The following is a 25,627-nucleotide window of genomic DNA, read 5'->3' on the forward strand; positions in this document are numbered from 1 at the left end:
CGCTGCTGATGCGCTGGCGCGAGCAAAGCGGCCCTACATCTACGTCGGGGGCGGCGTAGTACTTGCGGACGCGGCTGATTCGTTAAGGGAGCTCGCCGAACTTCTCAAATTTCCAGTGACAACGACGCTAATGGGGCTCGGCGCCTTTCCTGGAACAGACCAGCATTATGTGGGCATGCCGGGAATGCACGGGACATTCGAAGCTAACATGGCAATGCATAACTGCGATGTTCTGCTTGCGCTCGGCGTTCGCTTCGATGACCGCGTTATTGGAAATCCAGTTGAATTTTCGAGCAGGAACCGCACGATTATTCACATCGATATCGATTCATCTTCGATCTCCAAGCGCGTGAAAGTGGACATCCCTATAGTCGGGGACTTGCGTAATGTCATTCCGCAACTGACATCTAAACTAAAACGCATTGCGACCAGTCGGGACCTTTCACATTGGTGGAATGAGATCAATGCATGGCGGGCACGCGAGTGCCTCGCTTACGACAACGCCGGTGAGAAATTGCGTCCGCAATTTGTTCTTGAGCGGCTTCGTCAACTGGTCGATGACGATACCATCATTTGCTCGGACGTCGGCCAGCATCAGATGTGGGTCGCGCAATACTATAAGTTTGGCAAGCCACGTCGCTGGATTAACTCGGGTGGTCTGGGAACAATGGGTGTAGGACTACCGTACGGGATCGGCGCCAAACTGGGGAAGCCTGAATCGGACGTCATTGTTGTCACCGGCGATGGCTCGATCCAGATGTGTATCCAGGAGTTATCGACTTGCATGCAGTACGGAATCAATGTGAAGGTGCTCTGTCTGAACAATCAAAGTCTCGGCATGGTAAGGCAGCAGCAGCACGTAGATCATCGGGGCCGCTACGCTCATTCCTACATGGAGTCGCTTCCAGATTTTGTAAAGCTGGCAGAGGCATACGGACACGTGGGGCTTCGAGTGGAGACAAAAATTGCACTCGACGAGGCGTTGCGCACGTTGTTGGAAACGCGGGACAGAACCGTATTTATGGAAGTGTTGATTGATTCCGGTGAACGTGTCTGGCCAATGATCCGGTCGGGTACGGGATTGACCCAGATGCTATTGAGCGAAAGCGACATCGATGGATGATGGCTACGAAAGCGTACGCCCGCCAGGCTGCACATCATCCTGAATCTGCGGTTAGGATGATGTCTCACGAGCTTCCCGTGCGCACCCCGTGAGTCTGTTTCCGATGAGGACGCGTGCCGCTCCCTGAAAAACTGTCCCAGAACATCGATGCGTCGTTACGCCGAAGGCATAAAGAACTGTCTGCTAATCTGGACAGCAGCGTTCGATGCCATCTCCACGAGTGCCATCGCACACGAGAAGTCACCATCGACTTCCCGATGAATCCGTTGACCAGGCGTGCTTCCCTCGGCGACGGTGTTCCAGACTCCGTGACCGGTGCCCGATTGAGGTCCAGAACACCGTCCACGCGACAATCGATGATTCTCCAGGGTTCAACGAGACGACAACGTGAGGCGATCGATAACGATGGCGCTTCGCCACCGTTTCATGCCTTACCGTTGCCGCGCTATGCCAAAGATAAATCAGGCGTCAGCTCCCTCGTTTTCATCTAGAAACGGGAAGTTCAACTCGACTACCAGACCAGACGGATCTTCCAGGAACATCTGATGCACTTTTAGAGTGGGGACGGTGCGTTCGCGGTACGGAACCCCCAGCCGGGTTAAAGTCTCACGCACCTCAAGCAGATTCACGGCGAAGAACGCGATGTGATCGACGGCGCCACTTCCATGAAGGGATTCAATATCTCTATCGCCCATGGCCTCGATAAGACCGGATGGGTCGACCGGATCGACACCGATAAGATGGACCGAACCTTGATCGCCCTCGAGGCCGTCCTTCTCGTCGAGATAAAGCCAATGGCCTGGAAAGTTGAATGGCGGCCGCCAACCGTTTCTCAACCCGATCACCTCGGTATAGAACTTCAGCGAAGCAGGAAGATCGGTCGTGCGTATTGAATAGTGAGCCAACTTTGAGATGTTCATATCGAGTCGAGTATGTGAAGGAAAGGGAAGGGACGCTATCTGCCCGCGTCGTCGGGCATGTCACAGCATGGAAAAGAAGTCCGTTGCTATACCGAGTTGATATATGAATCATGCGGCCGGAACCGGCCTCGCTCGAGACCGGTCAAATAAGACGATAGCGACGCCGCTGACGATCACGAGTACGATTCCGGAGATCGCCATGGAATTCGGCAACGTTCCAAACACCATCACGCCCGCGATCAACGCCCAGACGGTAAAAAAGTAATAGTATGGCGCGACGATCGCTGTTGGTCCGAGGCGATAAGCCGTGAAAAGCAGGTAGTGACCGGCGAACAGGAACAGGCCGGATCCCGCGAGCAGCAGAACATGCGTCGTGCTGGGCACGATCGTTTTCTCGAGCGTGAGATGTATTGCGATGGAGCCGATCAGAACGAGTACAGACGCGCCAAACGCCACGAGAATTCCAGGAACCGTTGCCGGCACCCGACGGCCCACGAGGTCGCGTATCGCTCCGAAAATTGCATTTCCCAGTGCGAGCAGCGCGAACAGAGAAAGCCCTTCCTTCGTGGGTTGTGCAACCATGATCGCGCCGACGAAGCCGATCATGATCAGCGTCATTGACATGCCGCTGAGACGCTCTCTGAAGAACAGCGCTGCGCCGACCAGTACGATCAATGGAGTGATCTGTGTGAGGGCCGCGACATTCGCAATCGGCATATTGGCGAGGGCGACGATGTAACAAAGAACGGAAGCCAACTCGATCAGGTTCCTTAGCGACACCCATCGGTTAAAGATCTTTGGAACGACATGCCATTGTCTTAGGAAGCTAAGTAGAAACATACCGCAGACCGTCGCGGAGACGCCGCGTAACAGCAGCACTTCGTACGGCGGAAGGCCAGCAGTTGCCAATTTCATAAACGTGTCACTGACGATATAAGATCCAGTTGAGCACACCATGAAAAGAGCGCCACGATACGAAGGCGTTGACGAGAACATAACTAAAAGAAACCTTTGAGTTGGATGTTTTTTAAGCGACCCGTTTCATCGGGAAGAGAGGTGCAAGGACGAGAGTTTGGCCGATCACCCCTCCAAAGATCGCCGGCGTCACAGTCAGGCTCAACCGCGAACGACATCGCGTCTTGCGCTGTGAAACCAGCGTCGATTGGATCAGCACATTTCGGGTGGCCAGCCGCTGGTTTCGATTGCCTCACCTGCGGCGAGGCACAGATCTTCCCGGAAGCGGGCCGCCACAAGTTGCACGCCCACTGGAATTCGTCCGATTCGTCCAGTCGAAACCGAGAGCGCCGGTACGCCAATCAGAGGGATAGCGACCTGCGGCAACTGGGCGTGCCACACGCGTTTGAACGACGCCTCATCCTTGAGGTCAAGATTGTCGGGAAATGGTAGTTCACCTGACACGGGCATCAGCACCACCGGATATTTGTCGAGGAAGGCGAACCATTCGCGTGCCAACATATCTCGTCTAGCCAATGCCTCGGACAGATCGAATGGATGCACCTGATCGCGGACACCTCGCAAGCAGGCGAGCGCGCCCAGATCGCCCTCGCGTTCAGCCATTTCGAGTTGAGCCTCGTAACCGTCGCCGAGCCATAGCCTGGTGAGTATTTCGGCGGCCTCCTGCATGGGCGGCGTGTCGTCGATCTGCTCAACAACCCAGCCGGCGCGTTGCAGTCGCTTGCCTGCGTCCACGACCGCGGCAATTACTTCGGGCACCGGATCAAGGCCATCGGGATTGACGCACATGGCAACCCGCTTCGGTCGAAGCGGCCCATTGAGTGAAACCGGTGCGTACCAGGGATCGTGAGCGTTGGGTGCGGACATCGCCGCCAGCGCGATTCGAAGATCATTGATGGTGCGTGCCAGGGGACCGGAGACGGCGCCGATCTGGCCACCGATCGAACGTCCGCCAAAGCTCGGATTGAAGTGGGGGACACGACCGAGACTGGGGCGCAACCCATGTACGCCGCACGCATATGCGGGATAGCGGATCGAACCTGCAATATCGCTACCGTGGGCAATGTGCCCGATTCCAGCTGCGACCGCCGCACCCGCACCACTCGACGAACCACCCGGCGTGATACCCGGATCGTGAGGATTGCGGGTATCGCCGTGAAGCAAGTTCGATGAAAACCAGCGATAAGAGACAGTAGGGCAGTTTGTCCGGCCGAGTAAAATTGCACCGGCCTTGCGTAGATTGGCGACTGCCGGGTTGTCGAATGTCGCGATGTGGTCGTGCAGCAATCTCATGCCGTCCGTGGTGGCGAAGCCGGCCTGATCCGCACCGATCTTGATCGTGACCGGAACGCCCGCCAGCAGTCCCGGCTCATCACCGCGCGCGATCGCCGCATCTATCGTTGCCGCCTGCGACAGCACGTCTTCAGGTCGGTAATCAACCACTGCGTTGATTTTCGGATTGACTGCATCAAGTCGGGCAAGGGCGGCCTGTGCCGATTCTTTCGCGGAGATTTTTTTAGATCTGATGAGGTCGGCCAGTTCAGCGGCCGATAGGCGCCAGAGTTCCTCCATGAAATGCTCTCCTGTTCCTGATTCTAAAGCGGGAAAATTGGCAATGTAATGCTCACGACTGCTTTGCGCTCACGACCTGATCTGGCTAGAAGCTCTCGAAATCGCGGGCGATGCTCGAGTCGTGCGGTGGTAAAACCCGTCGCAACGCGATACTTGCATGACCTGGCTGTTGCTCCGGCCAGACTATCAGGCCGGGATCGCCATTTAGACGCATCGAGGACAGCACGCGCCGGGCTTCTTTCACTCTTGCTGGTGTAACACCGAAGGCAACATGCAGATCCACTGTCAATGAGCCTGCTGGCGAACCCAGTAGACGTGTCCAGCAGCGGGTCGCGCGAGCCCTCTCTGGTCGCGTCTCGCTGCCTGGCCGTATTCTGAGTTCGATAGCTGATCCATACCAGACAGCGTCGCCGTCGACTCGCATTCTCGCTGGCCGGTTGTGCAGGATCAGCGTGCCTTGTGGACCTGGCTCAATGTCCCCCCACGAGGGCGGCCTGCGGATTTCAAGCGGGCCGTGGTGGACAGCCAGCCAGTCCAGTCTGAGCGCGCGTCGGGCCGCTCGCCAGCGCAGACGAACGCTGCTGGCGGCATACCCGTAGGCGAATGCCGCGGCCATTGCAGGCATGAGCAGAATGCCAGCGATAAATTTCAGGGGCGCACGAATAGCTTGCCTCCACGCTTGGAGAGGACATCGACATAAACGGCGAGCATGAGGACGATACCGCTGACGATGTTCTGGTAGGCGGTTGGCACATTGAGCAGCGAGAGGCCGTTCGAGAGACTCTGCATGAGCAGCGCGCCGAGCAGGATGCCCGGCACGGTGCCGGTGCCGCCGTAGAGACTGGCCCCGCCGATGACGACCGCCGCGATCGCGTTGAGCTCCAGGAACAGGCCCGACTCGGGCGGCGCCGATCCCAGGCGGCCCACGAACATGAGCGTGCCGAGTCCGGTCAGCACCCCGATGAGGATGAATGAGGTCATCAGGTGCCGGGTGATCGGAATGCCTGCGGAGCGGGCCGCGGCACGGTTACCGCCCACGGCATACACGTGACGCCCCCATACCGTATTGGTCAGCATCCACGAGAGGATGGCCGCGGCAACCAGCGTGATGGCCACCGGCATGGGCAGGCCGAGATAGGACAGCGTCGACCATGAGAGCAGCGCGACACTGGCGAAGCCCAGGGCAGCGCGGACCAGTGCCTGACGGCGCCGGCCGGGGTCTTTCAGCTGGCGCAGCGGCAGCAGCGAGATGAGCGCGGCAATGGCCAGAAACACCCAGAGCACGGGGCCGCTCAGAAACGCGTCGCCGAAGAAGCGGATGCCTTCCGAGATGCCCGAGATGGTGCGCCCGCCGGACAGGGCCAGCGCGATGCCGCGAAACAGCATCAGGCCACCGAGCGTCGCCACGAATGACGGCAGGCCGAAGCGCGCCACCCAGGTGCCATTCCATACCCCGACCAGCACACCCATGCCGATCGCCGCGGCCACCGTCACCCATGGGCTGACCAGATGGCTGGCCTCGAGCAGGGCGACGACGGTTACGCAAAGGCTCATGAACGAGCCCACGGACAGATCGATTTCGCCCTGCGCGACCACCACGAGCATGCCCAGGGCGACCATCGCCGTGATGGCCGTCTGTCGCATGAGGTTGGTCACGTTGCGGTCGCTGACGAATACGCCATCGGTGAGGAATGAGAAGGCGATCCAGACCAGGGCCACGGCCACCAGCAACCCGGCGGCGGAGCGGGCCACGGAGATGATCGAGCTCGCGCGGTTCGGGGCCGCGGCCTTCGCTTCCGGAGCGGGCGCCGCAATCGCGGGGGTGTTCGTTTCAGCTGTGTTCGATTTCATTGCTGTTCCAGTTTGTCCATTTATTGCAGTCCACCCGCGAGCGCAAGCAGCTCGTGCGGGTTGGTGTCTTTCGTGTCGAGCAGCGCTACCTGTTTGCCGTCGCGCAGCACCAGGATCCGGTCCGAGAGCTCCAGCGCCTCCGATTCCTCCATCGTCGCGTAGAGCACAGCGGTGCCGGTTGCGGCGACCTTGCGGATGAGCCGGTAGACGTCCTGCTTTGCGCCAAGATCGATGCCGCGCGTGGGTTCATCGAGCAGCACCAGACGCGGCTGGTTGATCAGGGCGCGCGCGAGCAGGACCTTCTGCTGGTTGCCGCCGCTCAGATTCGCTATCGGCTGGGCAGGTCCCTGCGTGCGGATGGCCAGATCGCGGATGTACTCCCGGCACAATGCTTCCGCGCTCTGCTCGTCGACCACGGGGCCTTTCCAGCGCGGCGCGCCGCGATGCCAGCCCAGCATCATGTTCTGCAGGACGGAGAGATGGGCGACGACGCCGTCGCGCTGCCGCTCGGCCGAGACATAGGCCACGCCTGCGAGGATGGAATCGCGCGGGTTGCGCGGGCGCAGCGCGGCGCCCGCGAGCTCGAGCACACCGTCGCTCAGCTCCGGCAGCAGGCCATAGAGCGACTGCAGCAGCTCGGTCTTGCCCGCGCCGAGCGGGCCATACACGGCCACGATCTCGTTGCGCGCCAGCGCAAGGTTGATCGGGGCGAGATCGCGCGGATTGTCCAGCGACTTCGAGATACGCCAGTCGCGGATCCTGACGAGCGTGCCCTGCGTCTTCAGGCGCGAGTCCTGGGCGAGCGGCGCGAGCGTGTCGCTGCGGCCATCGCCCAGCATGCCGCGTACGATCGAGGCATGATCGAGTTGCGCGCGTGGCGCGCAGACGGCGACACGGCCATCGCGCAGGATCACCACACGGTCGCAGACCTTCAGGATTTCGTCGGTCCGGTGGGAGATGAAGATGATGCCGGCGCCCTGGGCGGCGAGTTCGCGCATGCGTCGCAGCAGCACCTCGATCTCGCCGGCGCCCAGCGCAGAGGTCGACTCATCGAAGACGAACACGCGGGCGCCGCTCGCGATGGCGCGCGCAATCTCCACCTGCTCCATCAGCGCCACGCCACCTTGGCCGGCCAGTGGCTTGCGCGTATCGATGTCCAGCCCGAGTTTGCGCATGGCGGTGTCGGCCTGGGCATACAGGCCTTTCCAGTCGATGACACCGAACCGCGAAGGCTCGATCGTGAGCATCACGTTCTCACCGATCGTCAGCTGGGGGACAACGGAGCCCTCCTGGTGAACGAGAGCCACACCTGCACGATGAGCGTCACGCGAATGACTGAACGCGGCGGGACTGCCATTGCAGGTGACGGTTCCCCGGTACGAGCCGAACGCAATCTCACCGACGATGACCTTCGCCAGCGTGCTCTTGCCGGCGCCATTGGCGCCCATCAACCCGACGACCTCTCCAGGCGATACGTTAAAGCTGACATTGTCGAGGGCGCGCGTGGCTCCAAACTCGACGGTGATGCCGTCGAGGCGGAGCAGGTCGTGGGCGGGCTGGGTGGCTTGGGCGGTGTGCCCGCTCAGGGGCGACGGCGCGACGGACGCTTCCATGTTCATCATCTGTTCAGCCCTGCTTCAGACCGATATCGGCCGGCTTCAGCCAGTCGGTGCGTTTGAGGAAGTCCGGCAACGTTGTCCTGTTCACGCCGAGCGAGCCGATGCGCATTCCGGGGATCTTCCTGCCGCTCACGGTGATGCTGTCGTTGCCCGGGGGGACCTGCCCGTGGGTGAGCGCGAAGGCCGCATCGGCGGCAACGCGGCCCATCTGGATGAGGTCGGTCCAGGCACTCATGTTGATGCGCCCGGCCACGATCTCCCTGGCCACCTCGGGCCAGCAGTCCTCTCCGCAGAGCCAGACCTTGCCGGCCAGCTTCTGCTCGGCCAGAGCGCGCAGCGCGCCGAGGGCCATGCCATCCTCGTTGGAGATGACGGCCTGGATGTTGTTGTTGTGGCTCGTCAGCGCGTCCTCGACCTGCTTGAGCGCCCCCTCCGGGCTCCACGCATCGTGCCATTGATGCGACACGATCCTGATCTCGCCGGAATCGATGTGCGGCTTGAGCACCCTGAGCGCGCCTTCGGTCTTCTGGCGGGCCACATCGATGCCCTCCGGTCCGCTGACGATGACCCAGTTGCCCTTCTTCGCTTCCTGCAGGGCCTGTCTGGCCTGCAGTTCGCCGACGAAATAGTTGTCACGCCCGGCCCAGTAGTCGACGGCCGTGGAGGGGATCACGTAGTTATACGAAATGATGGGGATCTTTGCCTCGCGCTTTACACGCTCGACGATCTGCTTGCCGGCGTCGACGTTCACCGGAATGATCACGAGCGCCTTGATGCCCTGGGAGAGCATGGCGTCGACCTGGGAGTCCTGGGTGGCGACGTCCTCGTTGGCGCCCTGGATGATGTAGCGCAGCCCGAGCTCGTCGGCGCGTTTCTCGAAGTAGTGGCGGTCGTGCGGCCAGCGGAACGCATCGAAGCTGGGAAAGCTGAAGCCGATCAGCGCGCCGTTACCGGCGGCACGCGCATAGCCGCCCGCGCCAAGGGTTGCGGCCGCGGCGCCGTAGGCGGCGGCCGTCTTCATGAAGCCGCGACGGGAGACACGGCCGTCCACAAGCTGCTGGGTCAGGGAAAGCAAATCGCGCATGGGTCCCCTCCGGGGGAAAAATGGTGAACTGTTGAAGGCGGCTGGCCCGCAGTGGGGCGAAGCCTCCGATGAACATTTCTGATCAGAACTGCGGGTGCTGCCACGGTATATAGAACAACCTATCTAAAAAAAACTGTCAAGCGGGATCTCCACTAGCCGTTACAGCCTCACTCTTTTGTGCGCTGCATCGAAATAAGGGTCGTTTGTTAGCGTTGGGGTTATGGATAATGCCGTGGGCAACGCGGACACGAACGTGCCGTGTGGCGCCGGTTTCTCGGCTCGGTGCGGTGACGCGATGTCAAAGCGCCCTGATGGTCGTTGTCTCCGCTTTTTATCGTTCAAATAAGCTACTGGAACCGCTACGGTATATAGAACAACTTATCCAAATAAAGTTGTCAAGATGCCCGAGCTAAACAGACGCATTTTTTAGGCGGCCACGACGTAGACGTAATCTGTTGCGCTGCAACCAAACGACAGGCCAATAGACCAGGGCGACGGCTTGATCAACGGAAGAATGAGTTGCTTGCGAGCACGGTCCGTCGGATGCATGCAACACCCGAGAGGCGGACCGGCTGGCTTACAGCGATGGATTCGTGAGGGGCAGGCGGAGTCGGGCGCGACCGTGTTCCGTCGCATTGACTTCCCAGTTGATCGCGGTGTGGCGCGATGCCACAGCGATGTCCCGATAGTATCGCGCAATGAGATTGGTCGCGTAGGCGCCGCGGGCACCGATAAGATCCCAGACGACCTCGGCCGCGCGCCGGGCGAGCTGGCCTGCATAGGCTGCGTTCGAGCGGTAGTTTGACCGCTCCATCGGCGAATAAGCGCTGTCAGCCGCAGCGGATTCCATGATTTCCCTGCAGTCGGCGCGGATGAGCATCTCGGCTGCCTGCAGCGATGCCGATACTTCACCGACGCGCATCTGATGGGTCGGATAGCTCACTGTGTCATCGCTGGTTCTAAGCGCTTTGCGTCCGCGCGATTGCAGCAGGAAATTTTCAAACATTGCTTCGGTCATGCCGATTAGGCATGCGGCGGGAAGAATGCCGCTGATCATATGAAGAGGAGGACGGAAGAGTGCGCTCCGGTTAAGAGCCTTACCCGGGAAGTCGCCACCCTTCATGTGGTTGATCGACAAGGTGAGATGTTCGGGTACGAACAGTTTCTCGATCTTGACGTCGTGGCTACCCGAGCCGTGCAAGCCGATCGGATTCCACGTATCGAGAATCGTCACCGAAGCGGTGCGAACCAGGAAATAGCGTTCCTCGTCCGGGGCGGCGTCCTGCTCCACCATGCCGGCCAGGATGCACCAGTCGGACGCCTGCACGCCGCTCACAAAGGGCCACTGTCCCGACAGCTCGTAGCCGCCGTCGACCTGCCGGGCCGTGCCGAGACGCGGTACGAGGATGCCGCTCACGAGATTGGTCGGGTCGCTCCAGACTTCTTTTTGCGCCGTCACCGGCCATCGGGCGATCATGTAGTTGTGGAACAGGTACTGGGCCAGACACCAGGCCGTGGAGGGGCATCCGCTTGCAATCGGGATCAGCACGTCCACGAGGTGCTCGAGCGAACCCTCCGCGCCACCGAAAGATTCAGGCTGCAGCAGGCGCGCGATCCCGGTACGGCGCAGATCAAGGCTGGTTGCTTCGGGCAGGCGGCGATGGCGTTCCGCTTCCTCCTCCCGTTCTCTCAGGGTTGGGATGAGGTTGCGTGCGGTGGTAATCAGAGTGCGGCTTTGCACGCGCGCGCCCCTGAAATCGTCGGGGTAAATGACAGTCAACGATTATCCTCCCTGAGGATGGCGAAGTAGGACAGGCGACGATGCATCATCCAGCAAGGATGTTTTCGTATCACGCAATTAATTTACCGCACCTGCATTGCTTTTGCCGAGGGGGCCATCGCCTGGCGAGCGACCACCATCGGCATACAAAGCCCGAAAGCGTTACTGATGAATTTGATGGCGATATCGAACGGTTTGCCTTCGTCAACACCAGCCTCAGATCAGTCTGACAATGACTTCGGCATAGCGACAGTGAACCTTCTGCGCCTCTACCTGCGGCGCGCCGTCAAACGGCACCCTCCCGAACAGTCTTAGCAAGAGCCGCCATTCCGGGATGCCGGCGGTAGACAGACGGCTTGCAGCGTCGCTGATCGCGTCCAGTCGTTGGTCAACGGGATATGGATCACGGCATCCATTACCTGCCGACGGCGGATCGCCTCCATTCCCAATTTCGGCATTTTTCGTCCCTTTTACGCTGCATCGAAACAGTCATTCTAACTTACCAGCATTGGCGTGGTGGGGCAATCAGGACTTTCTGGCAGGGTAGATCCTCAATGTGAAAGGCTTGCATTTGTTTTTTATACAACGTATGTTCTATAAAAACGGACCCAACGGAGATCACCTTGAACATGCAAACCGCACCCAGCCCCGAACAAACGCCCGCCCTCGCGCGCGCCGGGACCGCGGACGAACTCATCGAGCGCGCCCGCGCACTCGCCCCCGCCCTGAAAGAGCGCGCCGAGGAAACCCAGGCCCTGCGCCGGCCCCCCGAGGCCACCCGGCTCGACGTCAGGCGCACCGGCATCCACCGGCTGTTCCAGCCGGCGCGCTTTGGCGGCGCCGACGCGCCGTTCCGGGCCGCGGTCGATGTCATGCGCCCGCTGGGGCAGGCCTGCGGCTCCTCCGCCTGGGCCATCGTGCAGAACATCTCGCACAACTCCATGATGTGCCGCTGGCCCGTCCAGGCCCAGGAAGATGTGTGGGCAGACAATCCCGCAGCCCTGCTCTCCGGGATCCTGATCCCGAACCTGGGGCGTGCGCGCCGGGTGGAAGGCGGCTACGTGCTCTCGGGCCGCTGGCCTTTCGTGAGCGGCGTGAGTCTGGCCGAGTGGGCGATCTTCACCGCCTTTACGCCCGGACCGGATGGCGAGGAAGAGGACCGCCATTTCCTCGTTCCCCAAAGTGATTACCAGATTCTCGATACCTGGTATTCGATCGGGCTGAAGGGCTCGGCCAGCCACGACGTCGTGCTCGACGAGGTGTTCATTCCGGAGCATCGGACCACGACAGTGGACACGATGCGTGAGCGCGAAGCGCGCTATCCCGGCGAACCGGTCAACCTGCGCGCGCCGCTTTACTGCATGTTCGGCGTCTACATCGGCGGCACGGCGCTGGGCATTGCCGAAGGGGCCGTGAATACCTATCTCGAACAGGCCCGCAGCAGGATCTCGCGCGCCTCGGGCAAGGCCGTCAGCGACTTTCCCACCCAGCAGGTGAAGATCGCCGAGGCGCTGTCCTGCATCGAGGCGGCCCGCCTGCTGATCTACGGCGCGTGCGACAGGATGACGGAGATTCTCGAGTCTGGCCGCCTGCCCAATGACGAGGAGCGCGCGCGGTGCCGCGCCGAAGCGACCTTCGCCGGACAGCTTGCAACGCGTGCCGTGAACGTTGTCTGGGATGCGGCCGGCGGCGGGGCGATCTACGAGCGGAATCCGCTCTCGCGCTACTTCTGCGACATGAGCGCGGCCAACCGGCACATCACGCAGAACTGGGACGTCAGCGCGATCTCCTACGGGCGCACCGCGCTCGGTCTGCCACTGGACAACCCGACTCTTTGAGCACCCACACTATCCAGAAGGAGACACCGGTCATGACGTCTGATGCATCGTCGCTGGCGACCAGCGATACCGGCGTGCTGCGCGATCAGTTCCTGTCGGCGATGAGCCGCGTGCCGCTCAGCGTCGCGGTCGTGGTGGCGGGCGCACCCGACGCGCGCATTGCGCTGACGGTGGGCACGTTCATCTCCGTGTCCGCGGATCCGCCGATGGTGCTGGTGGCCGTCAAGTCAGGCAGCCCTCTTTACAGCGCGGTCTCGCAGCACCGACGCTTTGTGATCAACGTGCTGTCGTGCGGGCAGGTCGAGCATTCCGAACGGTTCTCGGGACGCCCGCGCACGGGGCGCCCCTACGATCTGGCCGAAGCCCGCTGGATCCGCGCAGCGGGTGAGACGCAGCGCTTCCTCGAAGGCGCCGTGGCCGCGTTCGACTGCGAGCTCGTCGAGGCCCGCTCCATCGCTTCGCACGTATTGCTGATCGGTCGTGTGGACGAAATCGTAGCGGGCGAAGACCACCCTCTCGTCTACTGCTCGCGCGCCTACGGCACGCTCTCGCCGCTCGCCGGCGCCGTGTGATTCTGAACGCACCGGCCCGAACAGAACATCGCGGTACTCACAACCAGAATGGAGAATCAACGCATGAAAGCTGTTGGATACCAGAAGTCTTTGCCCATTGACGCAGACGGTCGGTAGTGGCGTTTTGCTTCAGTCAGTTTTTTCAATAGAGAAATCCAGCGATGAATAATGACGGACAAAACTCGACGAAGACGCAGCATGTCGAGCCACCGAAAGATGACGGTAAGACGGTAGCGATGCTGGCAACGGGCAATCGCTGCGAAGTCGCTACGAGTAGCGTCTGGACGAACTGGGCGTGGGCGAACAGACGATCGGGTTACGACTGGATGGATTCGCACTTTCTCTTCACAGACGTCGCCTGACGCGGCCGTTGCCAGCGGCGCGCTTCGTGTTCGCGCGTGTTCGCGCGCGAGAACCGCATTGATTCACATCGCTCGTGGTGGACCCGGTGACATCGCCGGAATATCACGCATCCGCGTGCGAGGCGCGTTGTGACTGCGTTCCTCGACTGTTTCGCTTCTATAGACAATGAATAATTCTCCGATCAGATCCCTGCTGATAGCCAATCGCTCGGAAATCTCCATCCGTGTCATGCGAGCCGCTGCGGAGATGAATATCCGCACCGTGGCTATCTATTCGCAGGAGGATCGCCTCGCTCTCCATCGCTTCAAGGCGGACGAAAGCTATCTGGTCGGTGAAGGCAAAAAGCCGCTCGCCGCCTATCTCGACATCGACGATATTCTGCGTATCGCAAAGCAGACGCAGGTCGACGCTATTCATCCAGGCTATGGCTTTCTCTCCGAGAATCCCGACTTTGCGCAGGCGGTCATCGACGCGGGGCTTCGCTGGATCGGTCCGTCGCCTGAAGTCATGCGCATGCTCGGCAACAAGGTCGCGGCCCGCAACGCGGCTGTCGCGGCCGGTGTGCCCGTGATGCCGGCGACCCCGCCCTTGCCCCATGATTTGCAGGAGTGCCTCCGTCTCGCAGCAGAAATCGGCTACCCGCTGATGCTCAAGGCGAGTTGGGGCGGAGGTGGCAGAGGGATGCGGGTCCTGGAGAGCGAGGCCGAGCTCGAGGCCGCACTCGCCGCGGCACGACGTGAAGCGTTGTCGGCATTTGGCAACGACGAAGTCTATGTCGAGAAGTTAGTGCGCAATGCGCGCCACGTCGAGGTCCAGATACTCGGCGATATGCACGGCGACCTCGTGCATCTCCATGAGCGTGACTGCACGGTGCAACGGCGCAATCAGAAAGTGGTGGAGCGCGCTCCCGCACCGTACCTCGATGACGCCGGACGTGCGATGCTTTGCGACTCGGCACTGCGGTTGATGAACTCCGTGGGGTACACCCATGCAGGCACGGTAGAGTTCCTGATGGATGCCGACTCTGGCCAGTTTTACTTCATCGAGGTGAATCCGCGCATCCAGGTCGAGCATACGGTCACCGAGATGATCACCGGCATCGACATAGTCAAAGCGCAGATTCGCATCACCGAAGGGGGTAGGATCGGGATGATCGAGGATACGCTCGACGAGCGTGGTGTCGTTAGCGAACTTGCAACTGGCGTGCCGGTGCAAGCGGACATTCCGCTTAATGGTCACGCAATGCAATGCCGAATAACAACTGAGGATCCCGAGAACGGTTTTCTTCCGGATTACGGCAGGCTCACCGCGTTCCGCAGCGCGTCGGGGTTCGGTGTTCGCCTCGATGCGGGCACTGCATATGGCGGAGCGGTGATCACGCCATATTACGACTCGCTGCTCGTCAAGGTGACCACGTGGGCGCCGACGGCTGCCGAGTCGATCAAACGAATGGACCGGGCGCTACGTGAGTTTCGGATTCGGGGAGTCTCGTCGAATCTCCAGTTCCTTGAAAACGTCGTCAATCATCCTGCGTTCGGGCGCGGCGATGTCACAACGCGCTTCATCGACCTGACTCCTGAACTGCTCGCGTTCACCGAAAGGCGCGACCGCGCGACCAAACTGTTGCGCTATCTCGGCGAAATAAGCGTCAACGGGCACCCCGAGATGAGCGGCCGTTCTCTGCCTTCATTACCGATGTCGCGTCCGGTGCTACCCGCTCTCGACACCGCTGCGCCGTTGTTGCCAGGGACACGCGACCGCTTGCGCGAACTCGGGCCGGAAAAGTTCGCGCGATGGATGCTCGATCAGAAGCGGGTTTTACTGACCGATACGACGATGCGCGACGCGCACCAGTCGTTATTTGCTACACGCATGCGTACGGCCGACATGCTGCCGATCGCGCCGTTTTACGCTCGTGAGCTTGCGCAACTCTTTTCGATGGAATGTTGGGGTGGCGCGACGTTTGATGTGGCGCTGCGCTTTCTCAAGGAGGATCCGTGGCAACGCCTCGCGCAATTGCGCGAGAGGGTTCCTAATATTCTGTTCCAGATGTTGTTGCGCGGTTCGAACGCTGTCGGCTATACGAACTACGCAGATAATGTCGTCCGCTTTTTCGTCAACCAGGCCGCAAACGCGGGAGTCGACCTGTTCCGCGTCTTCGATTCATTGAACTGGGTGCGCAACATGCGTGTGGCAATCGACGCAGTTCGCGAAAGCGGGGCGCTCTGCGAAGGGGCGATCTGCTATACCGGCGATCTGTTCGATGGTTCGCGCCCGAAATACAAGCTTGGTTACTACGTAGGCATTGCACGCGAGTTGCAGAATGCCGGCGTGCATATTCTGGGCATCAAGGATATGGCGGGTATTTGCCGTCCACAGGCCGCCGCTGCGCTCGTCAAAGCTCTTAAAGAAGAGACTGGCCTGCCTGTACATTTCCATACGCACGATACCAGCGGTATATCGGCCGCTTCGGCTTTGGCCGCGATCGATGCCGGTTGCGATGCGGTGGACGGCGCGCTGGACGCGATGAGCGGTCTGACGTCGCAGCCCAATCTCTCGAGCATCGTGGCAGCGCTCGCGGGCAGCGAGCGCGATCCGGGGCTTGGTCTGGAGCGGCTGCACGAAGCGTCGATGTACTGGGAGGGAGTGCGTCGTTACTACGCACCGTTCGAATCGGAGATACGGGCCGGTACAGCCGATGTCTATCGTCATGAGATGCCAGGCGGTCAGTACACCAACCTGCGCGAGCAGGCGCGCTCGCTGGGTATTGAACATCGCTGGACCGAGGTGTCGCGCGCTTATGCCGATGTGAACCGGCTATTCGGCGACATCGTCAAGGTGACGCCGACCTCCAAGGTGGTCGGCGACATGGCGCTGATGATGGTGGCCAACGACCTGAAGGTCGCCGACGTGTCCGATCCGCTCAAGGAGGTCGCGTTTCCAGAATCCGTCGTCTCGCTGTTCAAGGGGGAGCTTGGCTTTCCGCCCGATGGCTTTCCGGCGGGACTCTCACGCAAGGTGCTCAGGGGCGAACCGCCCGAGCCTTACCGGCCTGGCGACACACTTGCCGCAGTGGATCTGGACGAGGCGCGTTCGCAAGGCACGGCGATATGCGAAAAGGAACTGGACGACCAGCAACTGGCGTCATATCTCATGTACCCAAAGCAAACCGGTGACTATTTCGCTCACCTTCGTGCTTATGGCGACACTTCAACGCTGCCAACGCCGGCCTTCTTCTATGGATTGCAGACGCAGGAAGAGGCAGCGATCGACATCGAGCCGGGCAAAACCTTGCTCGTCGCCATGCAAGGCAAGCACGCCGACACCGATTCCGGCATGACCAAAGTCCAGTTCGAATTAAACGGACAGTCACGCACCGTATTGATCGAACAGCACGCCATCGAACGTGCAAGGTCGGAGCGTCATGGCCGCCCGGTGGCCGATCCGTCGAATTCGTTGCATGTCGCCGCACCCATGCCGGGTTTGATCGTGACCATTGCAGTGCATCCGGGGCAGCGGGTCGCCGCCGGTACGACGCTCGTGGCATTGGAAGCGATGAAAATGGAAACTCACATTTCGGCCGAACGCGACTGTGAGATTGCTGCCGTGCATGTCCGGGCCGGCGACCGTGTGGCCGCGAAGGATCTCATGATCGAGTTGAAGGCTGCGGACTGATCAACGAGGGCGGGACGTGTCTGACCTCTGATCGCGCACGGTGATCGGCTTGGCGACGGCACGAACCCTATGCATTGAGCCGGCTAACGCCGGGACGGGTTCTGCGTTCGAACAGCGACGGCCCGTGTGCAGGCGATGAGTATTGGGCGTTGCTGAAACAGCATCGCGGCCGGATTTGCGGACAAATCATCCGTTACTACTCCCGCGCCCGCTTAACCAATGCCTTCCTGTCAGTCTTCGCGACCACGTTGGCAGTATTTCGCCTGGCAGTGGTCTCGGACTGCAAGAGTATTTCGGCGCCGATTGCGCGCAGGAAGAACCCGGCGGCATGCGATGCAATCTGCTCGGCCGTATATTCACTGCCTTCCTTGTACCAGCCTGACATGCCTTCCGCCATGCTGAAAAGTTGCAGGCAAGCGAGTTTGACATCCTGTGACGGAATCAGTTTTGCCGCGACGGCAGCGGCGAGCGCAGCGCGTACGATCTTTTCGACGGCGTCGCGCCGGGCGATGACCCGCGAGCGATTTTCCGGTTTTAAGGACCGAAGCATCTCGGCCATCAAGCGCCACGACTCACGGCGGATTATGGCCTGAGTCGCTACGTACTTCACGATGGCAACGAGCCTGCCACCGGCATCGTCCCGAAGTTCGCGGTCGAGGCCTTCCAGTTCGCCGAGCATCTGGGACATTTCCCTGTCTTCAATCGCGAGGATGACCGCCTCTTTTGACGGGAAGTAGTTGTAGATCGCCGATGGGACGATCCCCAGGTCGGCGCAGAGTTCTCGCGTGGACGTCGCCACGTAGCCATAGCGCGCAAACCGTTTCAGCGCCGCAGTCAGAAATTCTTCCCGTCGTGGCATGCCAGTTTTAGCCATCTTTATTCCGCTTGTGTTGAGCGCCTGACGCGTTCGAGCGTCGGGCGGAAAGTATCGTTCGTACCAGGACATACCCTTGGGAGCCTGGCGTTTCCGGTCCGGCAACTGCTCCCGCTGCCGCCCGGGTAAAGGCTCGGCGTCGGAATTGGCCGCTTTCATTATAGAGCGCTCGCTCTCAAAAAACAGTTTTCAGAGCGAGCGCTCTGTCATAAGATGGCGTCAATGTTTCCATCAAGAGGCGTCTCATGAGTGAAGTTCGCACCAGAATCTACGACAGCGCAGCCGCGATCAGCGTCTCCAATCCGCCGCACGGTTACATGACGCACGAACTGGTAGGCGAGCTTTTGCGAGCTTTTCGCGCAGCGGAGCGGGACCCGTCGGTACGCACGATTATCTTTACGGGCGCGAATGCGGGCGTGTTTATCCAGCACTACGATCTTGCGGAACTTGCAACGCTAAGCCGCAAGCTGAATGCGCGTGGCGATCGTTATCCCGAGCACGCTCATACGCCCGAGCGCGAGATGGACGTTCTTTTCAGACGTATCGAGGACAGCGCGAAACCCGTCATTGCCGCGATCAACGGCAACGCGATGGGCTTCGGTTGCGAACTCGCGCTCGCTTGCGATTTTCGTATCGCCGAGAGCGGCGATCACATGTTGGGGCAGCCCGAAATTCTCGTGGGACTTGTGCCGGGCGCGGGTGGAACGCAGCGCCTGGCGCGAGTGGTCGGCACGGCGTGCGCACTTGAACTGGTTGTGTTTGGAAAGCGTTTATCGCCCGCAGAGGCTCTCGCCAAGGGGCTAGTGCACGCCGTGAGCGAGGGTTCCGCACTCGAATTGGCGCTGGAATGGGCCAGCGTGCTCGGCCGGCTTTCCGCGACGGCCGTGGCTCACGCCAAAAGACTCGTTCACGAGGCAGGCGTGACCCAGCTTCATGAAGGTCTTCAGAAGGAGCGCGCACTCTTTGTCGACACGCTGGCCTCGCCTGAGGCAAATGAATGCCTGAGCCGAGCCGTGCAAGAGGGACGCGACTTTCGCAACGTCTGACAGCTGAGCTACCGGACCATCCATCATGCTGCTAATTGACTACTTCGAGCGTACCGCCGCGAATTCCCCGGACCGTCCATTTCTGCATTTCGTTGCGGAAGACGATTCGTTCGATGTTCATCTGAGCTACGCGCAGGCGAACGAATTCGCCAGCCATCGCGCACGCGAACTGATGGCGCAGGGCGTCGGCAGGAAAGACGTTGTTGCGTTATTGATGCATAACTCGCCCGACTGGCTCGTCATGTATCTGGCGTGCCAGAAGATCGGCGCCATTTGCGTTGGATTGCATTCGGCACTGGCGCTGCCCGAGTTGCTTGGGATGCTTGAAAGCATCGGCGCGCAGCACCTCGTCAACAGTAACGAGTTCGCGGCGATTGCCGGCGAGGTGCGCGCGGCGAAGGCCGGGATCACGGTTTTCGGTGTGACGACCCTGTCGACAGATGCGCCTGTTTCGAACAGCCCGCTATTACCGCGCTGTGCGGACATCGACGAGTGGGATGGACTCGCGGCGACGTTCACATCGGGGACGACCGGCGGCGCACACAAGGCCGGCTTGCAGACAAACGGCGCGGTGGTGCGGGCGATTGCCGGATACATTGAATGTCTGAAGACCGACGGGCACGACCGGATCATGCTCGTCACGCCACTCAGCCACAGTGCCGCGCTCAACTGGGGCGTGTCGCTTGCGCTGATGTCGGCCGGTACGCTGGTGCTGGCGCGTCGATTCAGCGCGTCGCGCTTCTGGGCGCAAGCGGCGCGAGGGCGCCCGACGGTGATCTGGACAATGGCGACGATCCTCTACATTTTGCAGCAGCAGGAGGTGAGCGACGACGAGCGTCTCGCGCTCGCAGGGCTGCGGTATATGTTCGGTGTGGGATCGGCGCCGCGGCGAGCCGCGCTCGAGGCGCGCTGGGAACGACCGGTCATCGATGGCTATGGCATGACGGAAACATTCGGAACCCTGACTGATTTTTCTCATGAGAACAACCCTTATCCCAACGCCTGTATGGGACGGGCGGTGCCAGGGATCGACCTGCGTGTCGTCGACCTGGTAAGCGGACGCGAATGCCAGCCCGAGGAAATGGGCGAGATCGTCGCGCGATTCGGTCAGGGCTTCGCGGGCTATCTGAACAACGAGACCGCCACGCGCGAAGCCGTACGCGAGGGCTGGTTTCATACCGGCGATCTCGCGTTCCGGGATACGGCGGGGCGCCTGTATTTCGTCGATCGTCTCAAATCGATCATTCGCCGCGGTGGTGAAAACATTTCGAGTCTCGAAGTCGAGGAGTGTCTCGCGAAACATCCCGACGTCCAGGAGGCTATTGCGTTGGCGCAACCGCACGACGTACTCGGAGACATCGTCCTTGCCGTATTGATTCCGCGCGAGCCTGAACGCGAGTTCAGTCTCGCCGAAATTCAGGCTTTCTGCGACGGAAAGCTGTCGAAATTCAAATGGCCGGAAGCGGTGCGCACGGTGTCTTCCGACCAGATTCCCCGAACTGGCGCGGGTAAGGTTAAAAAGCCGATCTTATTGCGGAGCCTGTTCAATGCAAGCTGATATGACCACTCTGGATCTCGCCGCGCGTTGGCGCGCTCTCGCCGATGCAAGTGTCGGCAGCACGCGCTTCATGAGCCTCAAGGATGCCGTGGCGGCTCACGTGCGCGACAAGGACGTGCTTTATTTCGGTGGCTCGATGGCCCGTCCGAACGCCGCCATGTTCGAGGTGATCCGTCAATTCTGGAACCGGACGCCAGACTTTACTCTCGTGGCGCCGGCGGTAGCGAACCAGCATGCACCGATGATCGCGGGCGGCCTCGTCAAGCGCGTGATTACCTCGATTCACGCGATGACGTATCCGACGCCCGCGCCGCATCCGCTCTATGTCGAAGCGGCCCGAAGCGGTCGCGTTGTCTTCGAAAACTGGTCGCTGCTGACGCTCTCACACCGATTGATGGCTGCCGCACTCGGTCTGCCGTTCATGCCGACGCGCTCGCTGGCGGGCAGCGACATGGGCAAGAATCTGGCCGCGCTGAATGCGACGACGTCGGTGCGCAATCCGTTCGACGACGGTAATACGCAGGTGGTCGCGCCACTGTCGCCGGATATCACGTTCATACACGGACTGGCCGCGGACGACGACGGCAATATTCTGATCTGCCCGCCGCTTTACGACGGTGTATGGGCCGCGTTCTGTGCGGGAAGGGCCGTCATCGCGACTGTCGATCACATTGTCAGCCGCGAGTTTCTGCGGCGCTATCCGGAACATGTCCGGGTTCCGGCCTATGTGGTTTCCGCTGTCTGCCACGTACCGCTCGGCGGACATCCGAATTCCCTGCCGAGTGCGCCAGTGCCGGAACTCGCCGGCTATACCGACGATTACGCAATGCTGACCGATCTGCGTCGTGCCGGCAAGAAAACCGACACGTTGCTCGAATGGACGAAAGAATGGATCCTCGGCTGCCGTGACCACAACGACTATCTCGCGAAGCTCGGCGGTGAGCGCATTCAGGCGCTGCAGGGCCGTACCGCGATAGACGGGTGGCAACTGGAAGCGGTGTCCGCGCGCGCGCGCTCGCATGATAGCGCGCCCACCGAAGCGGAACGGCACGTCGTACTCGCCGCGAGAATGCTTCGCCATCGTCTGGCCGATGGCGACACCTCCGCGCTTCTGGCCGGCCTGGGTATTTCCTCGCTTGCAGCATGGATGGCCGCTATCCAGCTTGCGCAGTCAGGTAAGCATCTGCCGTTGATGGTCGAATCGGGCATGTTCGGATACGTGCCGTCTCCAGGCGATCCTTTCCTGTTCAACTATCGGAACATGGCGGGTAGCTCGATGTTGAGCGATACCCAATTCACCCTTGGCCTGCTCACGGGTGGCGCGCAAAACCGGGCCTTCGGCGTGCTGGGCGCCGCCGAAGTCGATGCACGCGGAAATCTGAACAGCAGCGAATTGCCGGGCATGCTGCTCACGGGTTCCGGCGGTGCGAACGATATCGGCAGCGGCGCACGCGAAATTCTCGTCACGATTTCCCATTCACCCAAACGCCTTGTTCGCTCCGCCGGTTTCATTACGACGCCGGGCCGCGCGGTCCTGACCGTGGTCACTCCGTGGGCGGTTTTCGAGCGCCCGGATAGCGGCGCCGATTTCGTCCTGACACGCGTTCAGGCACGCGACGGCCTTACCGCCGACGAACTCGTCGACGTGGCGTTACGTGAGTGTGCGTGGGACGTAAAAGCGGGCACGGCGCCGATCGTCGAGCCGGAACCGACTGGCGAGGAACTGGATCTGGCTCGCCATCTGGACCCCGACCGGCTCTTCCTCGGCTAGAGCGGCATTGCCGAAGCGCGTTTTATATCTACGACCGATCTTTGCAAAAAGGATGAGATTCATGAATGACATCGTCTATCAACATATTCTTTATCACGTCGACGCGGGGGTCGCGCGAATTTCGCACAACCGCCCGCAAGCTCGAAACGCCGAGAGCCAGGCGTTGCTCGACGAACTCGATTGCGCGGTGCGTCGCGCCACCGACGATCCTGCGGTGAAGGCGATCATCCTTGCCGGCGAGGGTGAACACTTCTCGGCAGGCCACGATCTCAAGGAAGCCGCGCTGAAACGCGCGGATTTTACAGTCGAGCAGCGCTGGGCCTATGAGTCCCGTTATTACTTCGACTATGCGTTGAGAATTTTCGATTGCCCCAAGCCGACGATTGCCGAGGTGCAGGGCGCCTGCGTGGCGGGCGGCTTCATGGTCGCGAACATGTGCGATCTGGTTATCGCGTCGAATGATGCATTCTTTTCTGATCCGGTGTGCCAGAGCCTGGGCACCGCCGGCGTCGAGGTGATGATTCATCCGTGGGTGATGGGGGCGCGAAAAGCGAAAGAGTTTCTCTTCACCGGCGAGAAAATGAGCGCGGACGATGCTGCTCGAGCCGGGATGGTAAATCGCGTCGTGCCGCGTGAGTCGCTGCGTGACGAAACGATGGCGCTTGCAAGGAAGATCGCGGCCGGCGACGCATTCGCCATCATGCTCGCAAAACGCTCCATCAATCGCGGACTCGACACCCAGGGTCTTCGGGCCGCCATGACCGCGCACTTCGACGCGCACCAGCTCAGCCATCTTTCCGAGTCGTTCCAGCAACGCCGGAGCGAAGGTCTGGCGCAATCCATTGCGCGCGGAAAGTCCGTGTAACAGCCGAATATCCACGGCGCCAAAAAAACACTACAGGCAGCCAGCCACCTTCGTGCCCGGCTGCCCAGGAGGAGACACATCGTGAACAATTTGGACATGGCTGAACGTGTCAGTCGACACGCGCTTTTCAAGGAACTCGTGACACGACGGGCGAGACTCGTGCGCTCGCTGATGTCGGTCGGTCTGGTCGCCTATTTCATCCTGATCGCCCTGGTCGCTTTCCGGCCGCAGATTCTGCGTATGCCGGTCGAACGGGGAGGCGCCACGACCGTCGGTGTTGTCATGGCTGTTGCGATTCTCGCACTTGGCTGGATCATTACCTGGATTTACGTACGCAGGGCGAACAGCACGTTCGACAGGCTGAGTGTTCATCTTCTCGAAGAGGTAGCACGATGAATCTGGATCAGACGAAGCGTGCGGTTGCGCTGATTGCGTCCGCCGGGCTCATGTCGCTGCCGCAGGGAGCCGCGGCAGCGCAACAAGGTGATGGCCGACCTTTGAACGTGGTCGCCATTGGCATTTTTTTCGTATTCGTGGGCATTACTTTCGCCATTACGTGGTGGGCGGCCAAACGCACGAAAACGGCGAAAGACTTCTTTTCTGCTGGCGCGGGAATTAGCGGTCTGCAGAACGGGCTTGCCGTGGCGGGCGACTATCTGTCGGCCGCCACGATGCTCGGCGTGGTCAGTCTCGTGTATGCGCGGGGTTACGACGGCTTGTTGTACTGCATTGGTTTCTTCATTGGCTGGCCGGTGATGTTGTTGCTGATGGCCGAGCGCGTGCGCAATCTGGGTCGCTATACCTACGTCGATATCATCGCCTACCGGCTCGATCATGTCGGTGTGCGTTGCATGGCGGCGCTTGGCTCACTGACCGTTGTGTTCTTCTATCTGATCGTGCAAATGGTCGGCGCTGGTGAGCTCGTTCAACTGATGTTCGGTCTGCAATACAACTACGCGATTATTTCAGTCGGCATTCTCATGATCGTTTACGTGACATTCGGAGGGATGATCGCGACGACCTGGGTGCAGTTGATAAAAGCCGTCCTTATCATGTTCGGTGCGACTTTGCTGATGGTCCTCGCACTGGCGCACTTCAATTTCGACTTTGAGAGCCTTGCGCAGAAAGCGGTTCAGGTTCATGCCGGCGGTAACGCGATCATGGGCCCCGGCGGTTTGTTCTCGGACCCGGTGTCATCGCTTTCACTGTCGCTCGCCACTGTTTTTGGGTTGTGCGGGATGCCGCACATCCTGATGCGCTTCTTCACCGTGCCCAATGCGCGGGAGGCCCGCACCAGCGTCCTCGTGGCGGCAACTTGCATCGGCTACATGTTTGTCGCGATGTTCGTAATCGGACTGGCGAGCATTGTGATCGTCAGTACCGACGGACGCTTCTTCGAGGGCGGTCATGCCGGCGGGAAACTGCTGGGCGGAAGCAACATGGTTGCGCTTCATCTGGCCACCGCGATGGGTGGCAACCTGTTCCTCGGTTTCCTCGCGGCGGTCATGTTCGCGACGATTCTGGCTGTGGTATCCGGTCTGGCCCTCGCTGGCGCGTCGTCGATTTCGCACGATATATACGTGAACGTCCTGCGCAGAAAAACGACCGTGAGCGGCGAAGCCGAAGTGCGTCTGACGCGCAAAGTGACGATTGTCATCGGTATCGTCGCGGTTCTGCTCGGCATTGTTTTCCGTGGGCAGAACGTGGCATTTCTCGTGTCTCTCGCGTTCAATGTCGCGGCATCGGCGAACTTTCCACCGTTGCTGACTTCGATGTACTGGCGCGGCGTCACGGCTCGTGGAGTGATGTGGGGCGGATTGGCGGGACTGGTGTCGTCAGTGGGCATGGTGATCCTGTCACCCGCCGTCTGGAAGACCGTGCTGGGGCATTCGCACGCCATCTTTCCCTACGATCATTCCGCGCTGTTCTCCATGCCGCTTGCGTTTCTGGTGATCTACGTGGTGTCGAAACTGGACCGCAGCCCTGCGGCCGAGCGGGCAAAACTCGCTTTCGATCTGCAGATGGTTCGCGCGCAAACCGGTCTGGGAGCAGAGGGAGCAAGCCAGCATTGACGTGCTCGTCGTGATGAGCGCCCCGGCGCGACCGGGGCGCACGAGGGTTTCTTCAAGACACTACCAGAG

18 protein-coding genes are annotated in these 25,627 nt (G+C 60.7%); 10 read left to right on the forward strand and 8 right to left on the reverse strand.

Features of this window, described 5'->3' with window-relative positions; translation table 11 throughout:
* On the forward strand, positions 1 to 1,123 hold a 1,123-nt coding region (locus BGRAMDRAFT_RS29635; RefSeq protein WP_044021966.1), incomplete at its 5' end, for a thiamine pyrophosphate-dependent enzyme.
* Between the two features lie 461 nt (positions 1,124 to 1,584).
* On the opposite strand, the gene BGRAMDRAFT_RS29640 is transcribed toward BGRAMDRAFT_RS29635, so the two are convergent.
* The 7 genes from BGRAMDRAFT_RS29640 to BGRAMDRAFT_RS29670 form a co-directional block, all read right to left on the reverse strand.
* Positions 1,585 to 2,043, reverse strand: a complete 459-nt coding sequence (locus BGRAMDRAFT_RS29640; RefSeq protein WP_006052588.1) for a VOC family protein — start codon at positions 2,041 to 2,043, stop codon at positions 1,585 to 1,587.
* A 108-nt stretch (positions 2,044 to 2,151) separates the two neighbouring features.
* A complete protein-coding gene (locus BGRAMDRAFT_RS29645) occupies positions 2,152 to 3,039 on the reverse strand; it encodes a DMT family transporter (protein WP_044021967.1) in 888 nt (295 codons plus the stop codon).
* A 171-nt stretch (positions 3,040 to 3,210) separates the two neighbouring features.
* Complete coding sequence (locus BGRAMDRAFT_RS29650; RefSeq protein WP_006052590.1) at positions 3,211 to 4,590, reverse strand: amidase family protein; 1,380 nt, start codon at positions 4,588 to 4,590, stop codon at positions 3,211 to 3,213.
* Positions 4,591 to 5,238: 648 nt separating this feature from the next.
* Positions 5,239 to 6,441 carry a sugar ABC transporter permease gene (locus tag BGRAMDRAFT_RS29655; protein ID WP_006052592.1) on the reverse strand — a complete coding sequence of 401 codons (1,203 nt, stop codon included), beginning with the start codon at positions 6,439 to 6,441 and terminating at the stop codon, positions 5,239 to 5,241.
* A 20-nt stretch (positions 6,442 to 6,461) separates the two neighbouring features.
* Positions 6,462 to 8,063, reverse strand: a complete 1,602-nt coding sequence (locus tag BGRAMDRAFT_RS29660) for a sugar ABC transporter ATP-binding protein (RefSeq protein WP_006052593.1) — start codon at positions 8,061 to 8,063, stop codon at positions 6,462 to 6,464.
* A 4-nt stretch (positions 8,064 to 8,067) separates the two neighbouring features.
* Complete coding sequence (locus BGRAMDRAFT_RS29665) at positions 8,068 to 9,144, reverse strand: sugar ABC transporter substrate-binding protein (RefSeq protein ID WP_006052594.1); 1,077 nt, start codon at positions 9,142 to 9,144, stop codon at positions 8,068 to 8,070.
* 577 nt (positions 9,145 to 9,721) lie between these two features.
* A complete protein-coding gene (locus BGRAMDRAFT_RS29670) occupies positions 9,722 to 10,924 on the reverse strand; it encodes an acyl-CoA dehydrogenase family protein (RefSeq protein ID WP_006052595.1) in 1,203 nt (400 codons plus the stop codon).
* Between the two features lie 629 nt (positions 10,925 to 11,553).
* Here BGRAMDRAFT_RS29670 and BGRAMDRAFT_RS29680 point away from each other — a divergent pair.
* From BGRAMDRAFT_RS29680 to BGRAMDRAFT_RS29690, 3 genes are all read left to right on the forward strand, one after another.
* Entirely contained in the window at positions 11,554 to 12,762 is a 1,209-nt protein-coding gene (locus BGRAMDRAFT_RS29680; RefSeq protein WP_006052596.1) for an acyl-CoA dehydrogenase family protein, read from the forward strand.
* A gap of 32 nt (positions 12,763 to 12,794) precedes the next feature.
* Complete coding sequence (locus tag BGRAMDRAFT_RS29685) at positions 12,795 to 13,334, forward strand: flavin reductase family protein (protein ID WP_006052597.1); 540 nt, start codon at positions 12,795 to 12,797, stop codon at positions 13,332 to 13,334.
* Between the two features lie 528 nt (positions 13,335 to 13,862).
* The gene (locus BGRAMDRAFT_RS29690; protein ID WP_044021972.1) at positions 13,863 to 17,372 is read left to right on the forward strand and encodes a pyruvate carboxylase; all 3,510 of its coding nucleotides are present in this window, start codon (positions 13,863 to 13,865) and stop codon (positions 17,370 to 17,372) included.
* A 196-nt stretch (positions 17,373 to 17,568) separates the two neighbouring features.
* Here BGRAMDRAFT_RS29690 and BGRAMDRAFT_RS29695 read toward each other — a convergent pair whose 3' ends face one another.
* The gene (locus tag BGRAMDRAFT_RS29695) at positions 17,569 to 18,405 is read right to left on the reverse strand and encodes a TetR/AcrR family transcriptional regulator (protein WP_006052600.1); all 837 of its coding nucleotides are present in this window, start codon (positions 18,403 to 18,405) and stop codon (positions 17,569 to 17,571) included.
* Positions 18,406 to 18,491: 86 nt separating this feature from the next.
* Between BGRAMDRAFT_RS29695 and BGRAMDRAFT_RS29700 the strand changes: the two genes are divergently transcribed.
* From BGRAMDRAFT_RS29700 to actP, 6 genes are all read left to right on the forward strand, one after another.
* Complete coding sequence (locus BGRAMDRAFT_RS29700; protein WP_006052601.1) at positions 18,492 to 19,292, forward strand: enoyl-CoA hydratase/isomerase family protein; 801 nt, start codon at positions 18,492 to 18,494, stop codon at positions 19,290 to 19,292.
* A 25-nt stretch (positions 19,293 to 19,317) separates the two neighbouring features.
* Positions 19,318 to 20,850 carry a class I adenylate-forming enzyme family protein gene (locus tag BGRAMDRAFT_RS29705; RefSeq protein WP_006052602.1) on the forward strand — a complete coding sequence of 511 codons (1,533 nt, stop codon included), beginning with the start codon at positions 19,318 to 19,320 and terminating at the stop codon, positions 20,848 to 20,850.
* Positions 20,840 to 22,621 (forward strand): CoA-transferase, encoded by a 1,782-nt coding sequence (locus BGRAMDRAFT_RS29710; protein WP_006052603.1) that lies wholly within the window; start codon positions 20,840 to 20,842, stop codon positions 22,619 to 22,621. Before BGRAMDRAFT_RS29705 ends, BGRAMDRAFT_RS29710 begins: the two co-directional genes overlap by 11 nt.
* A 61-nt stretch (positions 22,622 to 22,682) precedes the next feature.
* A complete protein-coding gene (locus BGRAMDRAFT_RS29715; RefSeq protein ID WP_006052604.1) occupies positions 22,683 to 23,486 on the forward strand; it encodes an enoyl-CoA hydratase in 804 nt (267 codons plus the stop codon).
* Positions 23,487 to 23,567: 81 nt separating this feature from the next.
* Positions 23,568 to 23,882, forward strand: coding sequence for a DUF485 domain-containing protein (locus BGRAMDRAFT_RS29720; RefSeq protein ID WP_006052605.1), 315 nt, complete (start codon positions 23,568 to 23,570; stop codon positions 23,880 to 23,882).
* Positions 23,879 to 25,558 (forward strand): cation/acetate symporter ActP, encoded by a 1,680-nt coding sequence (actP, locus tag BGRAMDRAFT_RS29725; RefSeq protein WP_006052606.1) that lies wholly within the window; start codon positions 23,879 to 23,881, stop codon positions 25,556 to 25,558. The genes BGRAMDRAFT_RS29720 and actP overlap by 4 nt, the downstream gene beginning before the upstream one ends.
* Positions 25,559 to 25,627: the final 69 nt, after the last annotated feature.

Origin of the sequence: Paraburkholderia graminis C4D1M (assembly GCF_000172415.1) — a bacterium.
In the GTDB taxonomy this organism is placed as follows: domain Bacteria; phylum Pseudomonadota; class Gammaproteobacteria; order Burkholderiales; family Burkholderiaceae; genus Paraburkholderia; species Paraburkholderia graminis.